Source organism: Streptococcus oralis (genome assembly GCF_001578945.1).
GTDB lineage: Bacteria > Bacillota > Bacilli > Lactobacillales > Streptococcaceae > Streptococcus > Streptococcus oralis_Q.
In genome coordinates, this window is record NZ_KQ969552.1 from 314,205 (window position 1) to 317,107 (window position 2,903).

Genomic DNA, 2,903 nt, shown 5'->3' on the forward strand with positions numbered 1-2,903 from the left:
GTAACACCGCAAAATAACCTGAATTGTAAAAAGTATCTTCGTCAACACCGAGCCAGTCCCGCAAGCGATCACCACTTTTATCTTTCCAATAAAGGCCTGCTTCCTGCGTTTTAAATCCCGGAGCTTGGCCGATGATATTAATGCGAGCAGTTTTAGGGGCTGCAAAGAGCGGTTCGATCCCGCTTTCAGTATAGCTGGTATTTTGCGGATCTGCCATCATGGCTTGTTTGATTCTTTCGATTTGAGACATCTGTTTTCCCTCCAAAAAGAAGTCCAAGCATACAATCTCAGACTTCTATCGTTTTATTTGATCAATTCATAAATAGCTTCTGCATAGATTGCTGCTGCTCGGAAGAGATCGTCCAAGGCGATAAATTCGTTGGCTTGGTGCATGGTGTCAATAGAGTCTGGGAACATCGCACCGTAGGCAACTCCACGTTCCAGCAAGCGACCGAAGGTACCGCCTCCGATGACTTGCTCGTGACCTTTAAGACCCGTTTGTTTTTCATAGACATTCAACAAAGTTTGCACAAGTGGATCTTCCATTGGCACATAGTGAGGGGTGTGACCGTGTTCAGAAAGGCTAACAGAAGCAACTGGCAAGTTTTCAAGAACTGACTTGATTTGCTCTGGACTTGTTCCTTTTGGATAACGGAAGTTGAGGGCAATGGTATTGTCAGCACTTGCTTCGTCAAAGCGGAAGACACCCGCATTCATAGAAAGGGCACCCATCTTTTCATCAACATGAGCAACCTTGAGATTTGTACCCTCATGGTCGTTCAAGAGAATCTTACCAGCGATGTCGAGGTAGTCTTTTGCAGGTCCTGCAAAGTCAAACTGACTGAGGAAGAGTGCTAGGTAAGTAGCTCCATTGACACCTGAAGCGGGCATCGCACCATGGGCTGATTTACCAATCACAGTCACCTTGTATTGACCGTTTTCTTCTTGGAGTTCTCCTCTAAGTTTGTGCTCCGCAACAAAGGCATCTAGTTTCGCTTGCAAGTCAGCCAGATCACCTGAAACGAGTGCTGTCGCTGACTCAGGTACCATGTTTTCACGCAAACCACCTGTAAAGCTGTGAAGACGGGCAGCACCTGCATTTTCACCTGCAAAATGAAGGTATTCTGTGATATTACCTTTTTCACCATTGATGATTGGAAATTCAGCATCTGGAGAGAAGCCAAAGTCTGGTTTTGCAAGTCCTACATGTTCAAAGTAGTAGTCCATATCTGCCCAGCCTGATTCTTCGTCTGTTCCGACGATGAAACGAACTTTTTTAGAAGTTGGAAGGCCCAATTCTTTGATGATTTTCAAGCCATAGTAACAAGCTGTTGTAGGCCCCTTGTCATCTGAAGCACCACGCGCATAAAGGCGACCGTCTTTGATAGTTGGTGTATAAGGGTCCGTGTCCCAACCGCTACCAGCTGGCACCACGTCCATGTGAGCAAAGATTCCGAGAACTTCTTCTCCTTCACCAAACTCAAAATGTCCTGCGTAGTTATCGACATTCTTAGTTGGATAGCCGTCACGGTTTGCGATTTCAAGGAATTTTTCCAAGGCTTTTACTGGACCAGGTCCAAATGGATGCTCAGCATCGGCCTTGCTGTCATCCCGTTCTGAATTGATTTCCAAAAGGCTAAACAAGTCAGCCAAGAGGTCTTCTTTGCGTTTTTCTACTTCTGCTGTAAAATCAATTGCTGTCATTTTTTCTTCTTTCTATCTTTTCTCGATGATTTCATCCACTGGCAAGCGGTAGCTTGGTTCCAATTTTTCGTCTGTATAACCCACTGTAATCAAGACTTCTGGACGGAAACGGTCTTCGATGTCCAAAACTTCATTGGCTTTTGATTTGTCAAAACCAAGAATAATGTTAGATCCAATTCCCTGGTCTGTAAGAGCCAGAACCAAGTTCATGGCAACCAAACCAGCATTGAGGGCTAGGTAGTCGCTGATCTGCTGGTCACTGTAGCGTGCAAACTCAGCAGGCAAATTCTTCATAAAATATTGAAGTTGTTCTTCTGAGAAGTTCTTGGCTCCACCGATCCGGGCAATCTTGCGGGCGCGTTTGGCAAGGTCTGTATCGGTAAACAAGGCAATGGTTACAGGCGCTGAAGAAACCTGCTCAAAGTTCGAACCATAAGCCAATTTTGCCAATTCAGCATTTTTCTCACGAACCACCACAAACTTCCATGGCTGGCTGTTGTGGGCGCTTGGGGACAAGGTTGCGATTTCAATTGCTGTCCGAACATCCTTAGGATCTACAGGTTTGTCTGTGAAATGCTTGGTTGCATGACGTTTTTTATTTAATTCAAGAAATTTCATAATCGATTTCCTTTTCTAATTCTACTGCTTCCATTCTACCATATTTTGAAAGAGCTTGCAGAGATTTTTCATAGAAAAAGTTCTATCAGAAACTGCCTTATGCAGTCTCTGTAGCAGTCCTTCTTTTAACTAAAAAGCTTAGCAAATGGAATCATACTGAGATAACTTCTCCACCGTCACTTCTTCCAACTTTTTCTTTACCTGACCTTTTATGGCCGTATCCATCTGCGCTTTTACTCTCTCAATAACAGCTTTTGTCTCCACTGCACTCTTTCGTATCTTTTCTTTATAGTCCGTTTGCAAAGAATCCTTTTCTTTTAAAATCACCGTCGCCATTGCATAGATCCTATTTCTCTCCATCATGCGATACATCTGACGTAACGCAAATTCGTACTCTTCATCCGTATAATATTCATTTAATGGTGCGAGCATACGACCTCCTTAAATCTCCGATTGTCTGTTCTAACTCATCTTGCTTTTTACGATAATCTCTATCTAACACCTCTTCATGGTACTGCAATTCATCTTCTCTACGCCTACACACAAACTGAGAATCCTCCATCAATTGTTGTAAACTCCTA

4 protein-coding genes are annotated in these 2,903 nt (G+C 43.6%); all 4 read right to left on the reverse strand.

Going from position 1 to position 2,903, the window contains the following annotated elements; translation table 11 throughout:
• A partial coding sequence (locus SORDD16_RS06975) for a uracil-DNA glycosylase family protein (protein WP_347230208.1) occupies positions 1-250 on the reverse strand: 250 nt, incomplete at its 3' end.
• 53 nt (positions 251-303) lie between these two features.
• A complete protein-coding gene (pepV, locus tag SORDD16_RS06980; RefSeq protein ID WP_061452855.1) occupies positions 304-1,704 on the reverse strand; it encodes a dipeptidase PepV in 1,401 nt (466 codons plus the stop codon).
• A gap of 12 nt (positions 1,705-1,716) precedes the next feature.
• The gene (locus tag SORDD16_RS06985) at positions 1,717-2,322 is read right to left on the reverse strand and encodes a nitroreductase family protein (RefSeq protein WP_061452856.1); all 606 of its coding nucleotides are present in this window, start codon (positions 2,320-2,322) and stop codon (positions 1,717-1,719) included.
• 138 nt (positions 2,323-2,460) lie between these two features.
• Positions 2,461-2,754: a hypothetical protein gene (locus tag SORDD16_RS06990; RefSeq protein ID WP_061452857.1), complete on the reverse strand. Its 294-nt coding sequence runs from the start codon at positions 2,752-2,754 to the stop codon at positions 2,461-2,463.
• Between the last annotated feature and the right edge of the window lie 149 nt (positions 2,755-2,903).

Excerpts from the sequence above, each read along its gene's own strand:
- SORDD16_RS06985 (WP_061452856.1), bottom strand. The coding sequence starts at position 2,322 with ATGAAATTTCTTGAATTAAATAAAAAACGTCATGCAACCAAGCATTTC.
- SORDD16_RS06990 (WP_061452857.1), bottom strand. The coding sequence starts at position 2,754 with ATGCTCGCACCATTAAATGAATATTATACGGATGAAGAGTACGAATTT.
- pepV (WP_061452855.1), bottom strand. The coding sequence starts at position 1,704 with ATGACAGCAATTGATTTTACAGCAGAAGTAGAAAAACGCAAAGAAGAC.